Source organism: Capnocytophaga sp. oral taxon 380 str. F0488, assembly GCF_000318255.2.
Classification (GTDB): domain Bacteria; phylum Bacteroidota; class Bacteroidia; order Flavobacteriales; family Flavobacteriaceae; genus Capnocytophaga; species Capnocytophaga ochracea.
Window position 1 is genome coordinate 1 of record NZ_KB291209.1, and the last position, 2,497, is coordinate 2,497.

At 41.8% G+C, this 2,497-nt stretch carries 2 protein-coding genes; both read left to right on the forward strand.

Features of this window, described 5'->3' with window-relative positions:
- Positions 1-335: 335 nt before the first annotated feature.
- A complete protein-coding gene (locus HMPREF9078_RS07040) occupies positions 336-1,388 on the forward strand; it encodes a glycoside hydrolase family 6 protein (protein WP_009420006.1) in 1,053 nt (350 codons plus the stop codon).
- An 80-nt stretch (positions 1,389-1,468) separates the two neighbouring features.
- The coding region (locus HMPREF9078_RS07045; protein ID WP_232305316.1) for a glycoside hydrolase family 6 protein at positions 1,469-2,497 on the forward strand (1,029 nt) is incomplete at its 3' end.

The following is a 2,497-nucleotide window of genomic DNA, read 5'->3' on the forward strand; positions in this document are numbered from 1 at the left end:
AAGACGGTGCGAGCCGCACGGGCAGATAAAGAAATGAGAAAGGAAAAGTGGGGGTAAGTTAAAGCTAAGATAGAAATAAAAAGAGGTTTATTAGTAGATTTCAACTTTGGCAAATTTTGAAACTTTGGCAAAGTTCGTACATATAAACGGATAAATGACGGTGCGAGCCACACGGCAGATAGACAATGAACAAAGGAAAAGTAGAGACAAGGTGGTGAAAAAGTGGAGAGCAAACGGAGGAAAACGACTGGAAAAATAAATTAGAAAATAATTTTGGGTAAATGAAAATAAATTCCTATCTTTGCCAAATTAAGACATAAATAAGATTAAAGATTATGAAGAAATTACTAGCCTTAATAGCTTTTTTATGGGTAATGACTGCCTGTGAAAAATCAGGGGAAGATACGCCCCAAAATACGCAAACTCAAATACCTTATGATTGGGATTTTTATTTGAAACCTTCTCGGTTATATGCAGTAAAAAATGAAAAAAATGCTGAGTTGAAAAAACTGTATTACCAAGTATATGGTACGCCCTGCGGAGATTGGTATGATGGAATTAACCCCAATAGTGAGGATAGCGACCGCTACCTAAAGAATTTTGTTGAAGGTGCTGAACACGCTCGCAAAACGCCTATTGTAGTGATTTACGGTATCCCCAATCGCGATTGTGGATCATTCTCAGGAGGCGGACACCCTAATGCTGCTTCTTACAGAGCGTGGATAGACCGCGTAAGTGCCATTATTGGAAAACGCCGTGCAGTAGTAATTATCGAACCCGATGCTATTAACTACTGTGGACATAAAAAGGGCTCGGCTGAATACAAAGAACGCGCTGATTTGCTCACTTATTGTGCAAGAAAGCTAAAAGAGAATAACCCTAATGTAGCGAGCTATATTCACGCCGGAAATGGACCTTTGGTTACACAACACCCTGAAGCTGTTGCCAATGCTATTATAGATGGAGGTTTACAATATATGCGTGGTTTCGCACTGAATGTTTCGGGCTTAGGAGGCACTGCCGAAGAACAAGCAGGAGCCGAAAAATTTGTAACTTACTTAGCTTCTAAAGGTTTTAAAGATGTACATTACGTGATTGACACAGGGCGCAGTGGTATTAATAGACCTAAACACCAAAATGCAAATGCTCCTTATGACTCTTGCAATAATTTTAATGCAGCTTTAGGCCCGCGTAGCACTACCAAAACCACAGGTGCACACGCCGATGCTTATTTGTGGATTAACGGAGGAGGTGGCTCTGACGGTGAATGTAAAATGGGAGCCCCAAAAGCGGGAAAGCCTTATCCTGAATATACGAGACACTTGGTGCAAAACGCTATGAGAGTGAAAAGTATAGAGATTTTGGAAGTACCTCAAAACTTAAAATAGTCGTAGCACGACAAGCAATTATAAAACAACCTTTATCATTGCAAAGATAAGAATAATACAGATAAATGAAATTAAAGATTATGAATAAATTACTATCCTTAGTAGCTTTTTTATGGGTAATGACCGCCTGTGAAAAATCAGGGGAAGAGACCGACCCCTCTACACAGACTCCAACAACGCAAACCTCTACTACACAAACTCCTACTACTCAGACCCCTACTACACCTCCTATTACGCCTCCGGTTACCCCTCCTATTCCACCTAACCCACCACAAGGTAAAAAGCCGGTAGCTTATGACTGGGATTTTTACTTGGAGCCCTCTCGGTTAGACGTAGTAAAAAATGAAAAAAATGCCGAGTTGAAAAAGCTGTATTACCAAGTGTATGGTACGCCCTGCGGAGGTTGGTATGACGGCGGGGTTAGTCCTGGTAGTGGTGGTAAAGAGAAAAATGACCGTTGGCTTAAAAACTTTGTTGAGGGAGCAGAACGCGCTCACAAAACGCCTATTGTAGTGCTTTACGGTATCCCCAATCGCGATTGTGGTTCGTTTTCAAAAGGTGGACATCCTAATGCGGCTTCTTACAAAGAGTGGATAGACCGTGTAAGTGCCATTATTGGACAACGCCGGGCGGTGGTTATTATTGAACCCGATGCCATTAACTACTGCGGTGCCCCAAGAGGCTCAGCTAAATACAATGAACGTGCTGAACTGCTTAGTTATGCCGCTGAAAAACTAAATAAGAACAACCCTAATGTAGCGAGCTATATTCACGCTGGAAATGGATCTTTGGTGACACAACACTCCGAAGCTGTTGCTAATGCCATTATAGATGGAGGTTTAAAATATATGCGTGGTTTTGCACTGAATGTTTCGGGCTTAGGAGGCACTGCTGAAGAACAAGCAGGAGCAGAAAGATTTGTAACTTACTTGGCTTCTAAAGGTTTTAAAGATGTGCATTACGTGATTGACACAGGGCGCAGTGGTATCAATAGACCTAAACACCAAAATGAACACCCTCCTTATAACTCTTGCAATAACTTTAATGCAGCTTTAGGTCCGCGTAGCACTACCAGAACCACAGGTGCACACGCCGATGCTTATTTGTGG

Excerpts from the sequence above, each read along its gene's own strand:
- HMPREF9078_RS07040 (WP_009420006.1), top strand. The coding sequence starts at position 336 with ATGAAGAAATTACTAGCCTTAATAGCTTTTTTATGGGTAATGACTGCC.